27 protein-coding genes and 1 tRNA gene are annotated in these 19,966 nt (G+C 68.8%); all 28 read right to left on the bottom strand.

Annotated elements, in window-relative coordinates; all coding sequences use genetic code 11:
* Positions 1-9: 9 nt before the first annotated feature.
* Entirely contained in the window at positions 10-1,185 is a 1,176-nt protein-coding gene (locus DXV50_RS03965) for a hypothetical protein (RefSeq protein ID WP_117204894.1), read from the bottom strand.
* Positions 1,182-2,126: a hypothetical protein gene (locus DXV50_RS03970; protein ID WP_117204895.1), complete on the bottom strand. Its 945-nt coding sequence runs from the start codon at positions 2,124-2,126 to the stop codon at positions 1,182-1,184. Before DXV50_RS03970 ends, DXV50_RS03965 begins: the two co-directional genes overlap by 4 nt.
* 11 nt (positions 2,127-2,137) lie before the next feature.
* Complete coding sequence (locus DXV50_RS03975) at positions 2,138-3,016, bottom strand: hypothetical protein (protein WP_117204896.1); 879 nt, start codon at positions 3,014-3,016, stop codon at positions 2,138-2,140.
* Positions 3,009-4,997, bottom strand: a complete 1,989-nt coding sequence (locus tag DXV50_RS03980; protein WP_117204897.1) for a phage tail protein — start codon at positions 4,995-4,997, stop codon at positions 3,009-3,011. Before DXV50_RS03980 ends, DXV50_RS03975 begins: the two co-directional genes overlap by 8 nt.
* Positions 4,994-5,293, bottom strand: a complete 300-nt coding sequence (locus DXV50_RS03985) for a hypothetical protein (RefSeq protein WP_117204898.1) — start codon at positions 5,291-5,293, stop codon at positions 4,994-4,996. Before DXV50_RS03985 ends, DXV50_RS03980 begins: the two co-directional genes overlap by 4 nt.
* A gap of 47 nt (positions 5,294-5,340) precedes the next feature.
* Entirely contained in the window at positions 5,341-5,622 is a 282-nt protein-coding gene (locus DXV50_RS03990; protein ID WP_117204899.1) for a hypothetical protein, read from the bottom strand.
* 2 nt (positions 5,623-5,624) lie between these two features.
* Positions 5,625-6,185, bottom strand: a complete 561-nt coding sequence (locus tag DXV50_RS03995) for a phage tail protein (RefSeq protein WP_117204900.1) — start codon at positions 6,183-6,185, stop codon at positions 5,625-5,627.
* Between the two features lie 19 nt (positions 6,186-6,204).
* Positions 6,205-6,489, bottom strand: coding sequence for a hypothetical protein (locus DXV50_RS04000; protein WP_117204901.1), 285 nt, complete (start codon positions 6,487-6,489; stop codon positions 6,205-6,207).
* A complete protein-coding gene (locus tag DXV50_RS04005; RefSeq protein ID WP_117204902.1) occupies positions 6,486-6,845 on the bottom strand; it encodes a hypothetical protein in 360 nt (119 codons plus the stop codon). Before DXV50_RS04005 ends, DXV50_RS04000 begins: the two co-directional genes overlap by 4 nt.
* A gap of 2 nt (positions 6,846-6,847) precedes the next feature.
* Positions 6,848-6,991 carry a hypothetical protein gene (locus DXV50_RS09535; protein ID WP_157966959.1) on the bottom strand — a complete coding sequence of 48 codons (144 nt, stop codon included), beginning with the start codon at positions 6,989-6,991 and terminating at the stop codon, positions 6,848-6,850.
* A 3-nt stretch (positions 6,992-6,994) separates the two neighbouring features.
* Positions 6,995-8,035, bottom strand: coding sequence for a phage major capsid protein (locus DXV50_RS04010; protein WP_117204903.1), 1,041 nt, complete (start codon positions 8,033-8,035; stop codon positions 6,995-6,997).
* Positions 7,926-8,381, bottom strand: coding sequence for a hypothetical protein (locus DXV50_RS04015; RefSeq protein ID WP_117204904.1), 456 nt, complete (start codon positions 8,379-8,381; stop codon positions 7,926-7,928). Before DXV50_RS04015 ends, DXV50_RS04010 begins: the two co-directional genes overlap by 110 nt.
* 213 nt (positions 8,382-8,594) lie before the next feature.
* Positions 8,595-8,789 (bottom strand): hypothetical protein, encoded by a 195-nt coding sequence (locus tag DXV50_RS04020; RefSeq protein WP_117204905.1) that lies wholly within the window; start codon positions 8,787-8,789, stop codon positions 8,595-8,597.
* 51 nt (positions 8,790-8,840) lie between these two features.
* A tRNA-Leu gene (locus DXV50_RS04025) sits at positions 8,841-8,923 on the bottom strand.
* A gap of 57 nt (positions 8,924-8,980) precedes the next feature.
* Entirely contained in the window at positions 8,981-10,156 is a 1,176-nt protein-coding gene (locus DXV50_RS10140; RefSeq protein ID WP_456299455.1) for a VG15 protein, read from the bottom strand.
* A gap of 1,494 nt (positions 10,157-11,650) precedes the next feature.
* Positions 11,651-13,135 (bottom strand): hypothetical protein, encoded by a 1,485-nt coding sequence (locus tag DXV50_RS04035; RefSeq protein ID WP_198666402.1) that lies wholly within the window; start codon positions 13,133-13,135, stop codon positions 11,651-11,653.
* Positions 13,086-13,535, bottom strand: a complete 450-nt coding sequence (locus DXV50_RS04040; protein ID WP_117204908.1) for a hypothetical protein — start codon at positions 13,533-13,535, stop codon at positions 13,086-13,088. Before DXV50_RS04040 ends, DXV50_RS04035 begins: the two co-directional genes overlap by 50 nt.
* 111 nt (positions 13,536-13,646) lie before the next feature.
* The gene (locus tag DXV50_RS04045) at positions 13,647-14,003 is read right to left on the bottom strand and encodes an HNH endonuclease signature motif containing protein (protein WP_232817451.1); all 357 of its coding nucleotides are present in this window, start codon (positions 14,001-14,003) and stop codon (positions 13,647-13,649) included.
* Positions 13,970-14,167 (bottom strand): hypothetical protein, encoded by a 198-nt coding sequence (locus DXV50_RS04050; protein ID WP_117204910.1) that lies wholly within the window; start codon positions 14,165-14,167, stop codon positions 13,970-13,972. Before DXV50_RS04050 ends, DXV50_RS04045 begins: the two co-directional genes overlap by 34 nt.
* Before the next feature lie 148 nt (positions 14,168-14,315).
* Positions 14,316-14,504, bottom strand: coding sequence for a hypothetical protein (locus DXV50_RS04055; RefSeq protein WP_117204911.1), 189 nt, complete (start codon positions 14,502-14,504; stop codon positions 14,316-14,318).
* Between the two features lie 393 nt (positions 14,505-14,897).
* The gene (locus DXV50_RS09540) at positions 14,898-15,554 is read right to left on the bottom strand and encodes a hypothetical protein (RefSeq protein ID WP_147556677.1); all 657 of its coding nucleotides are present in this window, start codon (positions 15,552-15,554) and stop codon (positions 14,898-14,900) included.
* An 86-nt stretch (positions 15,555-15,640) separates the two neighbouring features.
* Positions 15,641-16,138 carry a hypothetical protein gene (locus tag DXV50_RS04065; RefSeq protein ID WP_117204913.1) on the bottom strand — a complete coding sequence of 166 codons (498 nt, stop codon included), beginning with the start codon at positions 16,136-16,138 and terminating at the stop codon, positions 15,641-15,643.
* Between the two features lie 303 nt (positions 16,139-16,441).
* Positions 16,442-17,548 (bottom strand): tyrosine-type recombinase/integrase, encoded by a 1,107-nt coding sequence (locus DXV50_RS04070; protein WP_117204914.1) that lies wholly within the window; start codon positions 17,546-17,548, stop codon positions 16,442-16,444.
* Complete coding sequence (locus tag DXV50_RS04075; protein ID WP_117204915.1) at positions 17,535-17,780, bottom strand: DUF3310 domain-containing protein; 246 nt, start codon at positions 17,778-17,780, stop codon at positions 17,535-17,537. The genes DXV50_RS04070 and DXV50_RS04075 overlap by 14 nt, the downstream gene beginning before the upstream one ends.
* Positions 17,777-18,391 (bottom strand): WDGH domain-containing protein, encoded by a 615-nt coding sequence (locus DXV50_RS09685; RefSeq protein WP_198666403.1) that lies wholly within the window; start codon positions 18,389-18,391, stop codon positions 17,777-17,779. Before DXV50_RS09685 ends, DXV50_RS04075 begins: the two co-directional genes overlap by 4 nt.
* On the bottom strand, positions 18,381-18,860 hold the full coding sequence (locus tag DXV50_RS04085) for a hypothetical protein (RefSeq protein ID WP_117204916.1): 480 nt from the start codon (positions 18,858-18,860) through the stop codon (positions 18,381-18,383). The genes DXV50_RS09685 and DXV50_RS04085 overlap by 11 nt, the downstream gene beginning before the upstream one ends.
* Entirely contained in the window at positions 18,857-19,708 is an 852-nt protein-coding gene (locus DXV50_RS04090; protein WP_117204917.1) for an HNH endonuclease signature motif containing protein, read from the bottom strand. Before DXV50_RS04090 ends, DXV50_RS04085 begins: the two co-directional genes overlap by 4 nt.
* Positions 19,705-19,935, bottom strand: coding sequence for a hypothetical protein (locus DXV50_RS04095; RefSeq protein ID WP_117204918.1), 231 nt, complete (start codon positions 19,933-19,935; stop codon positions 19,705-19,707). The genes DXV50_RS04090 and DXV50_RS04095 overlap by 4 nt, the downstream gene beginning before the upstream one ends.
* Positions 19,936-19,966 lie beyond the last annotated feature (31 nt).

Below are 19,966 nucleotides of genomic sequence, written 5' to 3' on the forward strand. Positions count from 1 at the left end.
TGCCCCTCCCTAGGTCTCCGCGGGGTCCCTCATCGGGTCGAACTTGAGCCTCACGAGGGTGCCCAGGTCCCCGCTCATCTCCATGAGCCGCACGGGGTACTCCCCGTCGGGGACGGTGGGGAACCCCTCGACGGCCAGCGTCATGGCGTCGCCGGGCCACACCTCGCCGATGCGCGGCACCTGCGGGTCGGCGAGGTCGACGGTGCAGGTCACCTGGCAGATGGGCCACCAGTCGGCCCTGAGCCGCCCCCTCGCGTGGCCCTCCAGCAGCGAGTGGTCGTCCGAGTCGGTGCAGCTCACGCACTCCTCGACGATGGGCCACGGGTCGCGCTGGCGGCAGTAGGTCAGGTCCTCCGCCAGGCACACGTCCGCCTCCTCCTCCGTGCCAGCGCCCGTCGCGTAGACGCGCTCGACGGGCCCGAGGTGCGCCACGATGAGCGAGTGGACGCTGCCCGCGCCGTGGAACCACTGCAGGCGGCGGACGCTGTCCTGCCCCACGTAGGGGTCGGCGTCGCTGCCCGCGACCATGCGCAGGCGCACGTGGTGGGCGTCGGCCATGTACGGGCGGAAGGTGATGTCGGGCCCGCCCTCCACGTTCGCGATCTTCTCGAGGACGTCCGCCGCCGAGAGGTTGGAGACGTTCCAGGGGAAGTAGGAGCGCTCGTGGCCGCCCCTCTCGTAGAAGTCGCACCAGTCGATCGGCAGCGACCCCGCCGGCTTGCCCTCGGTGGCGTACCAGCCCACGTTGGCCGCTATGGCCCGCAGGCTGAGGCTCCCGAGGTACAGGGGCGGCGCGCCCTTGTGGAAGCCGCCCTCGCGCACGACGTAGCGCTGGGAGAGCAGCGTCATGACGCTGTCCAGCGAGAAGCTGGTGTCCAGCGCGGTGTCGGTGCGCTGGCCTATCGCCCCGAAGACGAGCGGCACGGTCGCGCCGCCCTCCTCCCAGCAGAGCACTATCGCCCGCTTGCCGGCGGTCAGCTCCCGCGCCCTCTCGCGGGCGGTGCTGCCCCACACGGCGCCCCACGGCACGGTGATCGAGGACGCCTCGCCCTCGCCCGTGCCCTTGTCCCTCGTGGTTGCGAGGGAGGCGTCGGAGACCGACAGGCTCCACGAGCAGCTGGGCACGTCGATGGGGCGGCGCAGCTCCCCCGTGATGGTGTCGCAGGTGAAGAGTCTCCAGCTCATCCGACGCCGCCGAGGTCGATGACGCGCATGTACTGGCCCGGGATGGAGCCGGCCTCGTACTGGGTGACCACCGAGCTCACGAGGTCGGTGCCGCTTCCCCAGAGGCGCGCCGCGACGGTGTGGTCCCCCTTGGCGAGGTCGAGCGTCCAGAAGAAGGTCTTGGTCTCGGTCACGTAGGGCGTGCAGGAGAACTTGAAGCACTGCTGCACGACGCCGTCGAGCAGCAGCTCGACGTAGCCGGACCCCATCCAGTCCTTGGTCTCGCAGTCGTCGGCCCACACGGAGACGGCCATCATTACCAGCACGCAGCGGTACTTGGTCTCGACGGTGACGCTTGCGGTCGAGAAGGTCCAGGACTCACCCTTGCGGACCTTCCGGTAGTTGGTGGTGTTCAGCCACTCGTGGCTGCCGCGCGCGAGGCCGCTTGAGACGCCGCGCCGCGCCGCGTACTGCTGGCCGTCTGTGAAGTCGTCGTCAGTGGCCTGCGTCTGGCCCTCCCCAACGTAGACGATGCCGAGGCACGTGGCGCCCGCAGGCATGTACTTGGAGATGTCGTCGATGGCTCCCGTGCCGTCGGGGCCGGTGGAGATGCCCACCTCCACGCGGTTGCTGGCGTCCCCCTGCGCGGCGTCGAGCTGCCTTATCCAGAGGAAGTCGGTGCGCGCCTCGCCGCCGCCCTCCTCGCCCGTGACGTCGCCCCCGGGCCAGTAGGTCACGGCCATGCCGTCCGCGTCGCCGCGCCTGGTGACGGCAACGCCCTCGGCGACGTGCCAGCTCATGCCCTTGCCGGGGTTCGCCGTGGCCTCGAGCCCGCGGACGATGCCTTCGCACTCCCAGTCGCCCTCGATGATGCGGCGGTGGGTGAGGGCGTCCATGCCCCTGCCGTCCTTGTCCTGGGCGATGCCGAGGCCGGTCACCTCGGCGGTTATCGTGGATGCCATCCGGCTCCCTCCTAGATGTAGGTGTCCCGCAACTCCACTGAGACGGAGCCCGTGCCAGCAGACAGCAGCACGAGGCGCATGGTCTCGCCCGCGGGCACGCCCAGCGCCCCCGCGCCCGTGAGGCGGCGGGTGACGTCCATGCGGGCGGTTGCCGCCGTCCTCGTGCGGCAGTCGATGGTGACCTCGGTGGTGCAGGTGCCCGCCAGCGAGAGCGTGGAGGACCTCCCCGCGCACGCGGCCAGCAGCTCCACGTCGGCCATGCCGCGCGAGACGCGGATGGTCGGCCATGCGGTGCTCGTGCCGTGGTTGGTCACGGTGCAGACGTTTCGGGCGTCAAGCGCACCCTTGCCGTAGTCGAGCGGGTAGGCGAGGCCAAGCCCGCCCTCTCCGTAGGAGAGGCCCGCCGTCAGGCTCGCGGCTGCGGGCAGCAGCACGGACAGCTCCGCCGCCGTCGCCTGCCTGCGGGGGTCTGGGCAGACCACGGTCAGGTCCATGGTCATGGCCCTCTCGTGCCACTCCGTCCCCACGGACGCGGAGAGCAGCCCCTCGCACCACGTGTCCTCGGAGCCGTCCACGACCCGCAGGCGCACGGTCTCGTGGGCCATGGACAGCACCGAGTCGAGCAGCGCCTTGGTGGCCTCGCGGTCGGCGCCGAGGGCGGCGGCGTGGACGGTGACGGTGCGCGCCGAGTAGAGCGCCATGCCCTCGGCCACGTCGTGGGCGCCGTCGGCGGACTGGCGCTCCGTGAGCGTCCACTTCGGGTCAGGCGTGTCCCACCAGCCCTCGATGCCGTCCGAGGTCACGTGCAGGCCGTCCGCACGGCCGATGCCGTCGAGCCTGACGGCCCTCCCGCCGCAGGACAGCTCGGCGTAGAGCGGTCGCCTACGCATAGCTCATCGCCTCCCTCATGGCGTTGCGGTAGATGACCGGGGCGGCCGCGTAGAGGTCGCTGTCGGAGCGCACGACCTTCGTGCTGAAGCTCTGGTTGACCACCGTCTGGCGGGAGGCGGCGGCACCGGTGGCCGAACCCGCCACCGCGGCCCTGGCGAGGCGAGAGCCGACCGACAGCGTTGGGGAGCCGAACGTGCCGGCAAGCTCGCCCGCCATGCCGGAGACGGTCTCCTTGACGTCCGAGAACCCTCGGACGAATCCCGCGTCGAGCGACTGCATCACGGCGATGCCGTTCCTGACCAGGAGCTTGCGGTCGTAGGACAGCGGGCCCTTGTGCTCCGCGATCCAGCCGCCGATTCCGCCGACGAAGTCCTTGACGTCGTCGAACTTCTGCTTGAGGCCGCCCAGGAAGCCGCTGATGATCGACGTGCCGGCGTTCCACAGCGTCTGGCCGAGGTCTCCCAGGGCGGAGACGATGCGGTCGGGCATGCCGCTCACCCATTCGACCACGCCGTCGATGCCGCCGGAGACGGCGGACTGGATGCCCTCCCAGGCGGAGGACAGGATGGAGCCGATGCCCTCCCAGGCGCCGCTCCAGATGCCGTCGATGAGCGAGAGCGCCCCCTGGATGACGGAGCTGACGCCGTTTATGGCGCCGTCCACGATGGAGCCCATGAGGTCCCAGGCGCCCTGCAGGACGGACTGGATGCCATTCCACACGCCCTGCCAGTCGCCCGAGATGAGGGCCGTCACCGTGTCGATGACCGACTGGATGAGCAGCAGGGCGTTCTCAACGATGGGGCCGACGGCGGACATGACGCCCTCCACCGTCGACTGGATGGCCGGCCACACGCTGTCCCACACGAGCTTTATCGCGTCGAGCGCCACGCCGATGACGGAGCCCATGAGCGCGAGCCCGGACGAGACCACGCCGCCTATCCCCGCGAGGATGGGGGCGAGCGTCTCCGAGACGGTGCCGACGAGCGCCATCACGTCGTCGATCATGCCCTGCACCTGCGGAGGGGCGCTGTCGTAGAGGAGCGAGCCGACGCTCTCGACGATGCCGCCCACGATGTTGAGCAGGACGGGCAGGCCGTTCTGCAGGCAGGTGCCCGCCGACCCGATGAGGTCTGAGAGCGACGAGGAGATCATGTCCTGGTCGCCGCTGCCGAGAGCCGTGAGCCAGTTGTCCCACGCCGCCTGCATCGTGGCGGTGGAGCCCTGGACGGTCGTGGCGGCCTCCTCGGCGGTCGTGCCCGTGATGCCCATGCTCTCCTGCACCACGTGGATGGCGTCCACCATGTCGGCGTAGGAGTCTATGGAGTAGCTGACGGTCTCGCCGTTCGCAGCCTTCAGGGCCTCGGCGTCAGAGAGCAGGCGCTCCATCTCGGACTTGGTTCCGCCGTAGCCGAGCTTCAGGTTGTCCAGCATCGTGTAGTTCTGCTTGCTGAAGCCCCTGTAGGCGTTCTCGATGTCCTCGATGGAGGTGCCCATCTTGTTGGCGTTGTCAGCCATGTCCGAGATTGCCATGTCGGCGTAGGTCGCGGCCGCCTCGGTGTCGCCGCCGAGCGAAGACACGAGCGAGGCCGCGAAGCCCGTGGCGAGGTCCATGTAGTCGTTCGCGCTCATCTGCGCCGTCTCGAAGGCCTTCGAGGCGTTCTCCTGCATCCTCTGGCTGGCCGAGCCGTAGAGCGTGTCCATGCCGCCGACCAGCTGCTCGTACTCGGCGTAGCCGTCGTATGCGCCCTGGACGATGGCCCTGATTCCGTCGCCGGCAGCCTCGGCGAGCTTGGTCGCCATGTTGCCGACGAAGACCCCGGCGGCGGTCTGGAACGCCCCTCCGAAGAGGCCGCCGGAGCTGCTGCCGCCGTCCTTGCCCGCCTGCCCCAGGGTCTCCTTGATGTCGTCGGTCGACTGCTTGAACGCCCCCTTGTCCACCTTGGGGATGATGGACATGTAGGCGCTTCCCATCTCGCTCACGCGGCGTCACCTCCGTCTGCGGGGACCTCGGAGCGCGGGCGCGCCAGGTACTCCGCGTACGCGTCGACGTCCATGGAGACGCCGGCCTTGTGCCTGAAGGGGTCGATTGGCTCGCTGCGCCACGAGTTCACGAGGGCAAGCGTGAGAATCTCCTCGCGCGTCCAGCCCGCCTCCTCGTCCTCCGCCGCGAGGCAGAGCGAGCCCAGGGGCAGGCACGCGGCGCACGCTGCGGCCTGCGGCACGGACACGGTGCCGTCAAGCACGCGGTCCATGTCCATGCCGTAGGTGCGCTGCATGTCGGCCCTGAGCTCGGTCGGGTGGTCGTGCCAAAGGCGCGCGAGGGTCAGGAGTTTTTTGCCTGCTCGCCCGCCTGGCGCATCGCCTTCGAGAGGAAGCGCGCCATGTCGGCGGCGCTGGTGTGGCCGGAGTCGCCGCGGAGGCTCCGCTTGATGGCCCCGTACTGCTCCTCGCCGAAGACGGCCCTCATGAGGCGAGGGAGCACCAGGACGTTGCCGCCCTGCATGTCTCCCAACATCTCCATGACCTCGATGTCTCCCGTCGCCTCACGGTCGATGGTCGCCGGGATGCCGTCGACCCCGACGCAGATCACCTTGTCCTCCGCCATCGCTAGACCGCCTTGGCCTGGTACTTGTAGGCCTTGACGCCCGAGGCGTCCGGGTACGGCGTGACCGTGACCTCGGGACCGAGGGCGGCGCCGGAGCTGTAGGTGTTCGTGCCGATTGAGGTCACCTGGGCGCTCGGCAGCACGGTGCGCTCGATGCGGCCGTTGAACAGGATGTGCTCGAAGACGAAGACGCGCTGCTCGTGCGCCTCGTCGGTGAGCTTGACGCTCTTGACGGAGCCGTCCGTGTCGGTCTCGACGTTGGAGCCGCCGTAGAGCTCCTTCTGCACGGTCGCGTTGCCGTACTCGATGGGCGTGAACACGTAGGTGATGTCGTTGCCGCCCTCGATGGTGATGACGGTGGCGCCGCCGTAGGCCTTGATGGTGGTTGAGTTGATGCTGCCGTTCTCGGCGATGCCGTCCTCGGAGACGTAGCCCCAGGCCTCGAAGGCCCCGTCGAGCGCGGTGGTCGCGTCGGTGGGCAGCGTCGAGCCGGCGGGCGCGCTCCAGACGGCGCCGCCGGCCTTGGGCTTGCTGTAGACGGCGTTCTTGGCTGTCTGTGCCATTCTGCTTCCCTATCTCTCGCTAGGTGTCAAGCGCCCCGCCGTGGAGCGCCTTGTAGATGCTTCTCGGGTTTGCCGCGATGACGAGTCCGACGCAGTAGGTGCCGCCGTCCTTACCGTGCCTGACGGCGACCTGCGTGCCGAAGTTCGGGTTCCTGAGGGCCCTCGGTTGCGACGGGGTCCCGATGCGCGACTCGGCCCTCGCCGCAACCGACTCGGCTGCGGCCATCAGCTTCTCGGAGACCTCTTGGGAGGTCAGGTACTCGCTCCAGAACGAGCGGCTCACCTTGATATCGACGTCGCTCATGCGGAGAACCCCGCGCGCCCGCGCCCCACGCCGAGAAGCACCCTCTCGCCCTTGGTGAGGTAGAAGTCGCCGCCCACGCGCGCGGGCACGGACCACTGCGAGGTCTGGTCGGTGTAGGTGGTCCTCTGCGGGTCGCTCCCGGTGGGGTCGAGCTCGCCCACCATGCGCCGCACGAGGTTGACGGAGAGCATGCGAAGGACCTCCGTCTGGACGCCCGATGGGTCGACCCCTGACGCCTCGCACTGGCCGTCAAGCCACAGCGCGGCGTCTTCCAGCGTCTGCTCGAAGCGCTCGCGCTCGAAGGCGGCGACCTCTCGCCAGGAGCACTCCACGTCCTCTATGGTCGCGTAGGCCATGGCTACTCCTTCTTGGGCGCGGGGCTACGGCGCGTTTTGGCCTTGGCCTTTGGCTTGGGCTCCTCGACGCGCCGCCAGAGCGGGGCGCCCAGCTCGGAGGAGCTGGACACCCTCGCGCCCGTGGGGACGAAGACGTACTCGGCCATGGCTTAGGCGGCCGCCTTGGTGACCTTGGCGAAGGCGGCGAGGTCCATGATGCCGATGCCGTAGACGATCTCGGCGCGGATGGCGACCTGGTTCGTGCGCTGGAGGTCGCCGAGGCCGTCGGGGTCGCCGTACTCGATGACGTGCGCGGCAATCTCGCGCTGGACGCCCCAGCGGAAGGCGTCGAACTGGCCGACGATGCCGATGATGTCGGACGCCTTCGCCAGCTCCTTGCCGGAGACGGTGTCGCCGACGGCGGCGGCCATGCCCTCGAAGCCGTCGAGGCCGGTGCCGTAGCCGAGCTCGGGGTAGATTCGGCGGCCGGTGTTGTCGCGCATGGTGGCGAGGCCGAAGGAGAGCGTCGGGTCGAGAGCGATGCCGGTGGGGGCGTAGCCCGCGGCGATCACGAGGCCCGCGGCGGCCTCGACCGCCTCGTCGTACTTGGTGCCGGAGAGCTGCGCGGCGGACGCGGTGTCGGCGAGGCCCTCGGTGACGGAGGCCGCGGCGGCGCCGGTGAGGGGGTTGGCCTTGTGGATTCCGACGATGTCGAGGGCGCGGCCGAGGGCGACGGCGCAGTTCTCCTGCACGTCGGCCATTACGCCGAGCTGGTAGTCCTCGTCTGCCCACATGACCTCGTTGGAGGTGCGCACGGTCACCTGGAGCTTGACGGGGGTGACTGCCTTGGAGGAGTAGGCGGTCGGGGTCGGGGACTTCTGGACGCCCTCGGCGACGATCTCGGCCTTGGGGGCGAAGGTGAGGACCATGACGTTGCCCTTGCCGAACTTCTGCGGCTTTGCGCCGGAGAGCCGGGCGAGGACGGAGCTGGTCTGGGCCTTCTTGAAGACGCCCGCGACGTACTCCTCGGGCATGTTGAAGTTGCTGGTGATGAGGGCTGCCATTCGGCGGCTCCTTTCTGTCTTGGGGCTGTCTTTCCCGTTACTTGCGGCCGAACGCCATGCGGGCTGCCTCGAGGCACGGGTCCTGCTTCCCCGCCGGGCGGCTGTCGCCCTTGTCGCGGGTCTGGGGGTAGGCCTTGCCTCTGCCACCCATCGAGGCGAGGAACTTGGCGTTTTCGGCCACGTCCCCCGACATGCGGGCCAGCAGGCCGGCGTCCACGCCGTTCTCCTCGGCGGCCTTGGCCACGGCGGCGGCGCGCTCGCGCTCGTCCTTCATGGCCTTGAGCGCGGCCTCCGCCTTCGCGGCCTTGTCCTGGGCCTTCTGTAGCTCGGTCTTGGACGCCTCCTGGGCGCGGTCGTACTCGTCGGCCTTGGCCTTCAGCTCGTCGTAGTCGGCGAACCTCTCGGCGGCCTTTGCCTGGGCGCGCTCGATGCGGCCCTTGATGGCCTGGTCGAACTGCTCCTGCGTGGTGATCGGCTTGAACTCGTCTGACATTCGTCTGCCTTTCTCTTTGGTCCCCTCCCGCTCGGGAGTGTGCGAGCAGGCTTGCCCGGCCTGCGCGGTGGTCGCGGCGGTTGTCCGCCCGCCGCGGGCGTGTATGAAAAAGCCGCCCATGCGGACGGCTGATCTCCCTGTGGCGCCGGCGTTGCGTGCCTGCGCGGCTATGGCGCTCAGGATGTCGGCGCCGCCACAGCAGCACCGGATGCGCTAATCGTCTGCGGCAAGGGCCGCGACAAGGAGCACGAAGAACAACAGGACGGCGAAGGCGAGCTGGCCCCAGATGGGGGCTAGCACGACCCACCACGCCCAGTCGACGAGGCCCGCGAGCTTGAGGCCGATGAAGAGCAGGCCGAGCAGGGTGAAGAACCCGACTCCCCCGCGCGGCGCGTTGTTTTCTGCCATGAGGCACCTCCGGTGTCAAAAAGCCCCTGATGGAGCTTGATTCCCGAGCGGTCGGGGCGGCGGGACTCGAACCCGCACGGGCGAAGCCCACGTGCTCCTGGGGCACGCGCGTCTGCCTGTTCCGCCACGCCCCGGTTTGGGGTAGAATACGAGACGAGGCCCCCCCGGTTGATGATTCCCGGGCTTGGGCCTCACTTCTTTACCAAGGCAATCGTTCCGTCTTTCCCCATCAGGATTGCCGCGTCGAACCCCTTGTCTGCGTGTTGGGCCATCTTCGCGACGATTACCCTCAAGACGGCCTCGTCATCAGCCTTGCCATTCGTATTGTCGACGATGATCTTTGGAGTGCTGTCGAGTGACAGGCCGAGCTCGTGAAGCCTGTCCCATTTGGTGACCGCCTCGTCAAGCCGCTGCCCGACGCGGCGCTCGTCTCCAGTGACAGACTTGAGCTCCCAGAACTCCCCGTTCATCCAAAGGTCGATGTTTGCGGGAGCCGAGCGGTCGGTTGGGATGGGAAACGCCCTGAGACCGCTTTTGGCGAGCAGACTGTGCTCGCGCTTCTCATGGTCGGCAAGCTTGCGCTTCTCCCTTGCCGACCAGCCCTCATAAGAGGCCTCTATCTCGTCCCCGAACAGCCAGTCCGGGTCGCGCATCTCCACCTCGCGGGAGAACTCGGGAGTTCCGGGCTTGGCACCCGTCAGACGCTCGACCTCCTTCAGGCGCGACTCGATTTTCTTCGGGTCATGCCCATCGACCAGCACCTCGTACTGGTCGCCCGAGTAGCCGGGAACCACCTTGCAGGTGCAGTGGTCGTGCCAGCGGTTGAGTGCGCCCGCGCTCTCGCGGGTCCAGTAGACCGCGCCTCGCCCCGCGAGCATGAGGCAGAAGGCGCACGTCTTGCGCCCGCTCGTGACTCGGGCGTATCGCACGCCCTTCTTACGGTCTCGGCGCACGTTCCTGAGGATCGTGTCGTTCAGGCTCCGCATGGCCGAGTCGGCGGCGAAGGAGCCGCACCCCGCGGCGAAGCTGGAGGGGTCGCCCTCCACGAGCCTTGACGCCTTGTAGCGGGCCACCCTGTCCACCTGCGCGTCAGAGAACGCGGGCGCGGTGACGGCGCGGTCGAGCCTGGCCCCGTTGGCCCTGCCCTGCGCGTCGTACCACTCGGCGGCGAGGGCCGCGGCGGAGCGGTCGTAGTCCTGGACGGCCCCGCGCATGATGCGCTTGGCCTCCTCGCGGGCCTCGGCCACGGTCGCGTCGGGGTTGGCCGCGAGCCACGCCGCGACCTCGCCCTCGACCGAGGACCTGGCGCCCTCGCGGATGGACTCGACGGCGGCGTTGTAGGCGTCCCACTGGCTGGCGCTTATCACGCCGCCTCACCGCCGGACGGGATGCGGCGGACGTCCCGGAGAGGTCGAGGCCGGACGCCTGCGCGGCCTGCGCCACGCGCTGCGATGACTCCCAGCGGTCGCGCTCGGACTTCAGGCGCTCCTGCTGCTCCTCGGTGAAGCCTGCCTCCTCGATGGCGACGTCGGAGGTCGCGAGGAACGGGAAGACCGAGGACTTCTTCAGGATGGCGTCGGACTCCGCCGCCGCGCTCATGGTCTCCGGCCTGCGCATGTGGACCATCACCGACCTCTGCGCGTCCGTCAGGCCGTCGATGCCGCAGTCGGACTCCACGGCCATGAGCATGAGGGCGATCTTGCGCAGCGTGCGCGAGTTGCGGGCGTTGACCGACTCGACGAGCGCGATGAGCTTGTCCTTGGCGGCGGTGAGCGCCTCGGCGCTCGTCGGGTTGCTGTCCTGCGTGAGCAGCTCGGAGATGGGGATGGACGCGGCCGCGGCGAAGTCGGTCGCGAGTGACCTCTTCACCGACAGGATCGGCTCCATCGACTGCTGCGTGAAGTTGCCGAACTGAGGCGCCGCGTTGGTGTTCGGGTTCTCGGTGGCGAGTACCGCCGCGTCCGCGCTGAACTTCCACTTCGCGGACGCGAGCGCGTCGTACTGCTCGTCGGAGAGCCCTGTGGCCCACTTCTGGCCGAGGGCGGCGAACTCCGAGGCCACGTGGAGGTTGAGCGCGTTGGCCATGTACTCCTGCACGCAGGCGCGCATGGGCTCCGAGAACCGGGAGCGGCCGAGCGGGTGCTCGCCGTCTGGTCGGAAGACGAGCGCGACGATGCGCGGCTCCCCCATGACGTCGGGGAGCCAGCTGGCCGACCAGGCGCGCGTGGAGCCGCCCCTCGTTATCTCCCAGCACCCGCGCGGGGTGTAGAAGTCGACCTTCGAGGGGACGGTGTCGGAGGCCTCGTTGCCGGTGACCGCCCTGCGGCGGGCGCGGTCGACGATGGCGAACCCGCACGCGAGCCTGTTGTTCGCGTAGTCCCAGACGCCGGCGGCGGAGCGCGAGGTGTGCCAGCGCACGCACGCGCCGAGCTCGTCGCGGCCCACGATGGCGAAGGAGACGCCGGAGATGAGGGAGTCGGTGAGCGCGGCCTGGTAGCCGAGCGCGAGGTCGCACCTCTCGGAGATCTCGCGCATCGCCTCATCCTCGCCGTCGGCGTCGGGACCGAAGACGAATCCGGAGACACGCGAGCGCTCCACCACGGACTGCACCGCGACCTCCGGCCACGGGCACCCGATGCGCAGGTCCTTGTAGCGGTCCGGCACGATGGTCGGCACCTTCGCGAGGGGCACGGTGCCCTCGTATATCTCGTAGAGGCGCTCGTTGCGCGCCTCGTTGGCCGACATGACCATGACGCACTGCCGGAGGTCCTGCGCGTCGGCCGCAGCCATCTCGCCGATGTCGGGGTCGCCGGCCCATTCGAGCAGGGCCGTGTGCACGTTCATAAGCTCGGAGGCGTCGCTCATCCTGCGCGTCCCTTCCGTGACGGGTTCCTTCTGCTGTTCGAGAGCGCCCAAAGCGCGAGGCCGGCCGCCTCTATCGCCTCGGGGTCGTCGCCGCCCCAGCCCCAGCCTCCGGAGCGTCCTATGCGGCGCCGGACGGATGTCGTCGCCGACCTCCCAAGCGCCTCGTCGGCGACGTGCGTGACGGAGCGGGTCTGGATTCCCTCGTATATGGCGGTAGCAGCGCTAACCGCCTGGTCCGCGGTCGGGCGCACGACGTAACCCCTCGGCATGCGGAGCTGCTCGAGGCGCTCGCAGAGCGCGCCTGCGCCCGAGCGGCCGTCGATGGCGGCGCAGCACGCCCCTGCCGCTCGCTGGGATATCCACTCGGCGAGCCAGCCGACGCCGCGCGAAGTCGGCTCGAGGAACCTGAGCTCGATGTGGTCCCCGCCCTCGGGCGGGCGCACCGCGCAGCACAGCGCGACGGTCGAGCCGTCCGCGCTGAACTTGACGCCGTAGGCGACCTTCTCGCCCTCAGACGGCGGCGGGGCCGCCGGAACCTCGCAGGCGTCCCACTGCTCGGCGGTCACGAGCGGCGGGTCGCCGCCGGTGGCCTCGGGCAGCCAGTAGCCCAGGTACTCCTGGGCGGCGCCGAGCTCGTCCATGTCCTTCATGCCGGCGCGGATGGCACGGGCGTCGGCGTGGTGGCCGAGGGACGGCATGACCGCCCACCACCTGGACTCGTCCCAGATGTCGCCGATCTCCGCGACGCCGTACTCCAGCCACATGAGGCCGGCGGCCTCGTCGCCGCCGCGCCACGCCTGCGAGCGCACGTTCCGGAAGACCTCGGCGGGGACCCCGGCGCGAGTGGGGGTGCCGGCATATATGAGCTGGAGGTTGTGCTTCGAGCCGGACGTCGTGGTCGGGTTGATGACCTGCACGTGCACGCCGGCGAGCTCCTGCGCCTCGTCGTACACGACGACGTCGAAGGAGAAGCCGAGGCGCGAGGACTTCGTCCTCGTCGAGAACTGGATGACCCCGCCGGAGCGGAAGCACATCCACTCCTGGCTGGTCTGCGAGCAGACGTCGGCGAGCTGCTCGCGCCACCCCGGCCGGCCGAGCGCCCGGTCGCCCGGGTACTTGCCGAAGATCTCGCGGAAGCGCTTGAGCATCTCCATCGTCGTCGAGTAGTTGTGCTCGGTCCAGAGGACCTTGTAGCCCATCACGGCCGCGAGGAACGACACCCAGACGATAAGGTCGACGCTCTTGCCCTGCTGCCTCGGGACCGACTCGCCGACGCGCGGGTGTACCCACTTGCCGGCGGCGTCGACGGCGCCCATGTCGCAGAGGAATTCGCGTTGCCAGTCGATGAGCTCGTAGCCCATCGACGGGGCGGCGGCCGCGGCGACGTCGCCGAGGGTCCTCTCCCAGGGCTGCGCGAGGTATAGCCTCGGCTCAGCCGAGCTTCGCGGCGATGGCGTCGGCGAACTGCCCGATGAGGTCATTGCCGCCGCCTCCGTCCTGCTCGAGCCTGTCGATTGCCTCAAGGGTGTCCCTGTATTCCTTGGCGAGCCTCGCCGCCGTCGTCGGCTCCGCGTCGTAGAGCTGCCGCTCGAGGATTGACCTGACCCACCGGAGCCGGCCGAGCGTGTCCTGCCTGCCGTCCTCGAAGTCCCGGGGAGGCGCCTGGCTGAGGTCCACGCGGCCGCTAGCGTGTGCCGCCTCCGTGGACTTGATGGCGCCGCACTCCTTGAGCTCCTTGATGAGCTTGCAGACGCCGGAGCGGGAGCGGCCGAGCTTCTTCGCTATCGCCGCAGGCCCGAGCGCCGGGTAGGCGTTCCTGACGAACTCCCGCTCCTTGGCGGTCCACGCCGTTCCGCGCCTTCCTGTGGACTTCGTGGACACTCCATGGACCCCCTTCTGTGGACTCGGTTTCGGGCCCTCCGCAAAATGGGCGCTACGCCTGGGGGGACGCCGCGCGGGCCGGGGAGGGGTACGTCCCCACCCGAAGCCCGCTTACCATTGCCGTGAAGTGACGCATCCCCCACCCCCGAGGCGGCGGGTTGCCTTCACCGTCGTCGGTGCCGCCACCTTCCGCAGCGGCCTGTTGCCGCGCCGCTCGTTGCAGATGCGGTGCGCGGGCGCAACGTTGCCGCGGTCGATGGGCGAGCCGCCCTTGGAGACCGGAACGATCTCGTCGACCTCGAAGCTCCACGGGTCGCCCGCCGGCAGCGAGTAGTCGATGGGCCTGCCGCAGATGTGGCACGGCAGGCACTGGGCCTTGAGCCACGCCCTCACCTCGCGGCGGGCGTGCCCGTTGGAGTAGCGGCTGGGCGTGCTCATCGGCAGGGCGAGCCGTGGTTCTCGAAGCACCAGCGCATGCCCTCGTACCTGGCATCGCACACCCGCTTGGCACAAGGCTTTGGCACAGTCCCGACCTCGGGCCTGACAACCACGCCCAGGGCGCGCAGCATCGCGCGGCTCATCACGGTGTCGTGGCGCAGGGCGATGGACTCGATGACGCGGAGCGGGAGCATCGCGCCTCCTCAAAGAGAAAGGCCCCGGGACTCCCCAGGGCCTTGCTTGGATTCTCTCGTGCGTGTCGCACAGACTACGTTGTATCACGCCAATGCCCGGCATGTCCCGGCACAACCCGGCACGACACGGCATGACCCGGCACGGTTTTCACGCGCCGGCCCGCTCGCGCTCCATGTCGGCGCGGACGAGCTCCTTGATATAGCCGGCCTTGTTCTCCTTGCCCGAGAGCCATTCCCATATGTCGGCCTCGGCAGGGTAGAACCTCACCGCGACCTGCTTGACCGACCTCTTGCGGTAGGCCTCCTGCGCCCTCCTCTGCGCATCGGTGAGAGCCATTACCTCCTCCCTCCCCTGTTGTGCAGCCACGCGCCGAACGCGCCCGCGGCGAAGCAGACGATGCAGATGGCGATTCTTCTTGCAACCATGGTTTCCGCTCCTTATGATTCGAGAAGAGGGACCCGCCCGCCCGGCGGGTCCCCATGAGCTAGGGCTTGAAGTGCTTGCCGCGCTTCCTTGCCCTCTTGTCCTCCTCGCGGGTAGCGAACTTAGCGCCGAGCCAGGCGCTGAAGACCGCGAGGAGGACGTCCCACAGTTTGTCTTGCAATTTGACCACCTCCCTTCCCCTCGTGACATTTATTATTATAGGGCAATCCATATCTATATGCAAGGGCAATCCCTATATTTCTTATCAAGAAAATACCCCGCCGACCTGCGTCGGCGGGGTCAGTTTTACTCTTCCGACAATTCCTGTTCTGACTTGTCTGGAACCAGCTCGGAGTCCCCTTTTCGGGTCTTTCTTGATCTACCAACCGTCAAAGTTGCAACGTTAACGGCTGCGAGGCCGCCAATCATGGCGGCGGCTGCCGCTTGCTGTCCGCGAGCGGCAGCAAAAGACGCGCCAACGACTAGCGCCAAATTGACAGCAATTGTGCCAAGCTGAGCAATCGTCATTTGGCTTCGCTCGATTTCAACGAGCTTATCGAGTCGATTGCTCTGATCAGAGTCGAGCCGAATTGAACTCTCGATAATGGCGCTGGTGTTGTCCGCACCCTGCTTTGCCAGCTCCACAATCTCCCTTTGAACCCAATCAGGATACTTATTGAAGGACTCGGGCGGCGGGAGGAGGCCTTTCCAGCGCATCTCCCTTATCTCGGCAATGATCTCAGCTCGCTTTTCAGGAGAAGCATCCGCGAGTACAGCGTCTATCGCATCGCTAGCTTCCGCTCCTCCTTGAGGGCAAATTCCTCCCTGATCATCCTCGATGCCATGACGGTGACCATCGAATCCGTGCTCTTCCTCGTGAGGTCCGCGGCTCGCTGAACTCTCTTGCTCATGTCGAGGCCCGGCCAAATCGGGAGCTTCTTTAGCGTCGAATCCATTTTCCATACCTCTCCTTTCGGGTCCCGGACGATGTCAGTATATTACGTGCCGGATAAGCGCGCACCACAGCCCACTAACTAGCACTTAGGTATTTACCCCACCTCCGCCACGCCAAGCCCGTGGACCATCCCCCACATGCCGTAGGCGTCGCACATGTCCATGGCCTGCTCGGCCTTCTGGCGCGCCCACCTGTCGGTGACGCCGGCCTCGCGGCAAACCTCGGGCCACGTCGCGGCCGCGCAGAAGCGCCACCACATGACGTCGGCCGCGGCCCCGCCCATGAGGGCGTCGATGCCGCCCATGCCGGTCTGGCCGTCCCCGTAGATGACCGACGTCGCGCAGTCGATGAGGTCGTAGTCGGCCTCGCGCCGCGCCTCCACCCGGCGCTCGAAGTCGATGCGTGCCTCGGTGCGCCTCATCCCGTTGACGTCCCTGCTGGAGCCGCGGCCCTGGGCGTCGTAGCCCTGGGCGCGGACGCCCTCGGACGCCTCCATCTCCGCGAGCCTGCGCGAGATCCTGTCCGCGTCGATGCTCGCCTCGCGCGCCGCCTCGAAGAACTCCCTCGCGTTGGCGTAGCCGCTCTCTGACATCAAGAAGACCCCAATCAGCCGTCGTCTCACCCGCCTGTACATTCTACCTGCGCGTATATGCATCAGGGCGCAGGCGTCGCCGGTCCATCCAAGCAACGCGGCGAGAAGGGCGGCCGTACACCTAACTTGCATAACTCTCTTAACCAATACCCCTTAAATCGGACAATTAGGCGTTGTCCGCACCGGGAACGGGCGCAAAGAATGGCGGCGTGCCGCGCGACCAGCGGGAAGGCTCCCCCGTCGGCGCCGCGCCGGGAAGCCTGCCGTGGTCCTGCCGTGGTCCTCGCCGCCCGCGCGCCAACGTTACCCGCCGAAGGACTCCGCGATGCCCCTGTCCCGCGCCGCCGTCGTGCGCCCGTAGATGCCGAGCGTGGTCTTCACGTCCGCGTGGCCGAGCCGGGCCCGAACGTCGGCGATGGTGAAGCCGCGCTGGAGGGCGAGCGTGGCGTGCGTGTGCCTGAGCGCGTGGGGCGTGATGTGGCGCACGCCGGCCTCCGCGCAGGCCGTGCCCAGGGCATCCCGCACGGAGGCGGGCCGCATGATGGCCCCGTCCGGCGAGAGGAGGGCGTCGTCCGGCAGCTTGCCGGCGGCCATGATGCGCAGGGCCGGGACGATGCGGGAGGGGACGGCCAGGCGCCTGTCCTCCCCTCTCTTGGCCGTGGGCTGTCGGAAGACGCCGCCGCGCTCGCAGACGGTGCCGCAGACGTAGACGTCGGGCACCTGGGGGCGGAAGTCCCGCACGCGCAGGGCCAGGGCCTCGCCAAGGCGCATTCCCGTGCAGGCGATGAGGTCGAGCGCCGTCATGGCGCACTGCCACTCGCCGTATTCGCCGGCCTCCGGCTCGTCGGCCCTCAGTCGCGCGGTGAGCGCGTGCAGCTCCTCCTCGTCGAGGGCCTTGCCGGAGGCGTCCGGGTTGCCGGCGCTCGGGTGGATCGCGTCCGCGGCCGGGTTGGAGCGCACCCACCCCTGGCGGGCCATCCACGAGAAGGCGCCGCTCATGAACTGGTGGTAGCCGTTGACGGTCGTGGCCGAGAGCCCCCGCGAGAGGAGCCGCGACTCGACCGACGAGACCATGGCGGGCGTCACCTCGCAGGCGGGCACGGCCGGGAAGACCTCGCCCAGGCGCCGCGCGTACCCGAGGTAGTCGTGCGCCGTGTTGGCCTTGGGGGCGCGGCCCGCGGCGCCCTTCTCGGCGACCTCCTCGGCGTAGCGCGCGAGCGCGCCCTGGATGGACGCGCCGGACGCGCCGGCGGCGTAGGCATCCGCCATGGCACGCGCCTCCTCGGCGTCCCTCGCCCCGGGGAAGGCCTTGACCTTGCGTGCGCGGCGGCCGGTGGCGGGGTCGACCGGGAAGATGACCCTGGCACGCCAGACGCCGTCCCTGCCTTGGTAGACGCTAGCGCCCGCCATCGCACCTCCAATCGCCCGTGATCAATCTGTGCGCATAGTTGTTCGCCTTGCCCAGGTCGATGGCCGGGTCGTCCTTCTCCCCGGCCCGGTCGGCGTACCTGAGAATCTGCCCGAGCAGGAAGGCCTCGCGCGCTGGCAGCCCGTCGATGACGGCCTCGATCTTGGCGATGGTCTCCACGGCGCCCGACGTGTACCAGCCAGGGTCATGGACGGTCTCCTTGGCGTCGGTCATTTGACCACCTCCGCCCCGCAGTTCCGAGAGCACGACGGCATGAGCGGCATGTTGAACGGCTCGCCATACTCGCCGCACTCGAAGGTGTCCCGGTATCTGCTCGCGTTCCTGCACGTCGGGCGGTCGGTTTTACAATCAACCAGCTTGCCGATTCGCTCAATGGCTTGGTCTGGCGTGTGCCCGTCCCACTCTGGCGCACGGTCAACCTCCTTGCATCGGAACAGATTCCAGTAAGGCTCTACGTCGTAGTGGTACGTCGCTTGCCCGTCTGGAGTCTCGATGCCGACAATGAACATCCCGTCGTACATGGTGCCATCTGCGTGCAGTTTGGATTTCCACGCTCGGGCTGCGAAATTCTCGACGATGACGGAGAACAACACGGCTCGGTGATGGTAAAGCTCATTGAATGTGTGGTATCCGTCTGAGGTGTTTCCGTCGATAGGTTGCGGCTCGACGAGGTCGGCCAGGCGCCTCAACACGCCACGCCAGCTCGTGTCCTTGGCGCTGGTGACCCTCGCCAGCGCCTTTTGAAGGGTCTCGCTGCCCAGGCTGTCCGCGGCGGTTAGCCGCAGATCATCGGCGATTCTCTTCCGCTCGTACCTACTCGCCATAGCACGCGCCCTCTTCCCCGCCGTCTCTGAGCAGGAGCCCGACCTTCGCCAGCCTCCTGCGCATCTCGTCCGCCTCCGCCTCGGCGCGCTCGGCCCGCCCGCGCAGCTCCGCCGCCTCGGCCACCGCCTCGTCGCGCTCCCGCGTGAGCCTTCCGACCTTGTCGGCGACCTCCGCGGCCAGGGCGCCCCTGCCGCGCGGCGCGATGAGGTCGGCGAGCACCTCGGGGAGCGTCGAGTCCTGGTTCCTCTTCCACCACGGCCCGAGCGCTGTCACGACCTGCGCGAGGGGCGTCTCGCAGCCCTTGCGCCCAGGCGCCGAGCACGCCTGGAGCATCGCCACGACCTCGCGCCTCACCTCGTCGCCCGGCTCGCGCAGCTCGCCCTTGGCCCTCGGCCTGCAGATCCCGCCGTCCGGCACCGCCCGGCCCAGGTCGATGGCCGGCGGCAGCTTGTCCTGGCCTATCCTCATCGCAGTCTCCCCTCCGACGCCGCCTGCGCCTCCGCGCCCCACTTGGGCAGCCGCGAGATGCACTCCCGGCACCGGCGCTGCCCGGCGCGCTCGGCCTCGAACTCGCGGCCGCACACGGCGCAGCGCGCGGTGAACTTCACGGTCTTCCTGCCCTTCGACTTCCTCCCAGCCGCCAGGCAGTCGGGGCAGGTCTGCGCCCTGCGGCAGCACGAGGCGTTGTCCTCCCTCGCCGGCGGGACGAAGAGCCGCCCGCAGACCCCGCACCGGCGCGACGCCGCCGCCTCGGCGGCGACGATGGCCCGGTCCAGGCTCACGGCGGCGACGGCCGCCGACAGCGTCTCGGCGTCGCGCCACTCCGGAGCCCCCGGCCCGTTGAGCAGGCCGAGGAGCGACCTCGGCACGGCCACGAGGTTTTCCGGCGAGAAGTTCGAGTGGTCCCGGTCGGCGAAGACCACGACGCAGCCCTCCGGCACCGGCCCGTGGGCCCTCTCGTAGGCCAGCACGTGCTTCATCCGCCAGTTGTCCTTGCTCTGGGGCACCCTGGGGTGCTCGGCGACCTTGACGAGGACGTAGCCCTTGCCCGTGTCGCGCTCAGAGCCGACCGGCGAGGGCGGCTTGCCGCCCCCGTGGGACCTGCGTGCCTGCCGCCCGTTCGTCGAGCGCCACAGGCTCACCTGGGAGCCGGCGAGCGGGAAGCCGAAGGCCCACTCGAACTCCATGGAGAGGAGGGCGGCCTCCTGCCCGCGGTCGTGGGCCTCCATCCACGCCTGCTTCTCTGGCTCGCGGGACCAGCGGACCGCGCGCACCGCCCTCTCGGGCAGCGCAGCGCCCATCTCCGGGCCCGTCACGCGTCCAGCATCCCCTTCGGTATCCTGACGGCCTCGCCGCAGGCGGTCCCGGCCTTCGCGGCCTCGAGGATGAGGCGGTTGTTGTCGATGACGGCGCCCGCGAGCTCGCGTATCGACTTGGCGCGCGATATCTCCAGCTCCATGGCGTCCGGGTTGCCCTGGTCGACGCCCTCCAGGCGCGCTATCTGCTCGAAGAGCGTCTCGTTGACCCTCGTGAAAACGTTCATGGTTCTCCCAAAATGTTGAAAACCTGTCGAA

This window comes from Paratractidigestivibacter faecalis (genome assembly GCF_003416765.1).
In the GTDB taxonomy this organism is placed as follows: Bacteria; Actinomycetota; Coriobacteriia; order Coriobacteriales; family Atopobiaceae; genus Paratractidigestivibacter; species Paratractidigestivibacter faecalis.

Excerpts from the sequence above, each read along its gene's own strand:
- DXV50_RS03975 (WP_117204896.1), bottom strand. The coding sequence starts at position 3,016 with ATGCGTAGGCGACCGCTCTACGCCGAGCTGTCCTGCGGCGGGAGGGCC.
- DXV50_RS04070 (WP_117204914.1), bottom strand. The coding sequence starts at position 17,548 with ATGGCGGGCGCTAGCGTCTACCAAGGCAGGGACGGCGTCTGGCGTGCC.
- DXV50_RS03985 (WP_117204898.1), bottom strand. The coding sequence starts at position 5,293 with ATGCAGCGCACCTACGGCATGGACATGGACCGCGTGCTTGACGGCACC.
- DXV50_RS04095 (WP_117204918.1), bottom strand. The coding sequence starts at position 19,935 with ATGAACGTTTTCACGAGGGTCAACGAGACGCTCTTCGAGCAGATAGCG.
- DXV50_RS04005 (WP_117204902.1), bottom strand. The coding sequence starts at position 6,845 with ATGGCCTACGCGACCATAGAGGACGTGGAGTGCTCCTGGCGAGAGGTC.
- DXV50_RS03990 (WP_117204899.1), bottom strand. The coding sequence starts at position 5,622 with ATGGCGGAGGACAAGGTGATCTGCGTCGGGGTCGACGGCATCCCGGCG.
- DXV50_RS04020 (WP_117204905.1), bottom strand. The coding sequence starts at position 8,789 with ATGGCAGAAAACAACGCGCCGCGCGGGGGAGTCGGGTTCTTCACCCTG.
- DXV50_RS03965 (WP_117204894.1), bottom strand. The coding sequence starts at position 1,185 with ATGAGCTGGAGACTCTTCACCTGCGACACCATCACGGGGGAGCTGCGC.
- DXV50_RS09535 (WP_157966959.1), bottom strand. The coding sequence starts at position 6,991 with ATGGCCGAGTACGTCTTCGTCCCCACGGGCGCGAGGGTGTCCAGCTCC.
- DXV50_RS09685 (WP_198666403.1), bottom strand. The coding sequence starts at position 18,391 with ATGGCGAGTAGGTACGAGCGGAAGAGAATCGCCGATGATCTGCGGCTA.
- DXV50_RS04085 (WP_117204916.1), bottom strand. The coding sequence starts at position 18,860 with ATGAGGATAGGCCAGGACAAGCTGCCGCCGGCCATCGACCTGGGCCGG.
- DXV50_RS04065 (WP_117204913.1), bottom strand. The coding sequence starts at position 16,138 with ATGTCAGAGAGCGGCTACGCCAACGCGAGGGAGTTCTTCGAGGCGGCG.
- DXV50_RS04075 (WP_117204915.1), bottom strand. The coding sequence starts at position 17,780 with ATGACCGACGCCAAGGAGACCGTCCATGACCCTGGCTGGTACACGTCG.
- DXV50_RS04035 (WP_198666402.1), bottom strand. The coding sequence starts at position 13,135 with ATGACCTCATCGGGCAGTTCGCCGACGCCATCGCCGCGAAGCTCGGCT.
- DXV50_RS04055 (WP_117204911.1), bottom strand. The coding sequence starts at position 14,504 with ATGGCTCTCACCGATGCGCAGAGGAGGGCGCAGGAGGCCTACCGCAAG.
- DXV50_RS03995 (WP_117204900.1), bottom strand. The coding sequence starts at position 6,185 with ATGGCACAGACAGCCAAGAACGCCGTCTACAGCAAGCCCAAGGCCGGC.
- DXV50_RS09540 (WP_147556677.1), bottom strand. The coding sequence starts at position 15,554 with ATGGAAAATGGATTCGACGCTAAAGAAGCTCCCGATTTGGCCGGGCCT.
- DXV50_RS04015 (WP_117204904.1), bottom strand. The coding sequence starts at position 8,381 with ATGTCAGACGAGTTCAAGCCGATCACCACGCAGGAGCAGTTCGACCAG.
- DXV50_RS04000 (WP_117204901.1), bottom strand. The coding sequence starts at position 6,489 with ATGAGCGACGTCGATATCAAGGTGAGCCGCTCGTTCTGGAGCGAGTAC.
- DXV50_RS03970 (WP_117204895.1), bottom strand. The coding sequence starts at position 2,126 with ATGGCATCCACGATAACCGCCGAGGTGACCGGCCTCGGCATCGCCCAG.
- DXV50_RS04050 (WP_117204910.1), bottom strand. The coding sequence starts at position 14,167 with ATGCTCCCGCTCCGCGTCATCGAGTCCATCGCCCTGCGCCACGACACC.